The sequence below is a fragment of the Neisseria sp. P0014.S009 genome, assembly GCF_051958155.1.
GTDB classification, from domain to species: domain Bacteria; phylum Pseudomonadota; class Gammaproteobacteria; order Burkholderiales; family Neisseriaceae; genus Neisseria; species Neisseria flavescens_C.
Window position 1 is genome coordinate 1 of record NZ_JBQCVS010000091.1, and the last position, 299, is coordinate 299.

Genomic DNA, 299 nt, shown 5'->3' on the forward strand with positions numbered 1-299 from the left:
TCGCTGATGTGGCCGACACAAGGCGCGGTGCAGCGTTTGATTTGGTAAAGCAGACAAGGACGGTCGCGGTGCTCGAATACGCTGTCTTCGCAGGTACGCAGCATAAAGACTTTTTGCAACACTTGAATGCTGTCGCGCACAGCGTTGCTGTTCGGATACGGGCCGAAATATTGATTTGGCTTTTTCAGCGTGCCGCGGTAATACGCCATTTGCGGATATTGATGGCCGCTGAGCATCAAATAAGGATAGCTTTTGTCATCGCGGAAAAGGATATTGTATTTCGGCAACAAGGCTTTAAT

General features: G+C 49.5%; 1 pseudogene. It reads right to left on the reverse strand.

Annotation, left to right across the window (positions count from 1 at the left end):
- Positions 1-299 (reverse strand): annotated as a pseudogene (gene uvrC, locus ACTHS4_RS11805) (excinuclease ABC subunit UvrC); the annotation flags it as partial.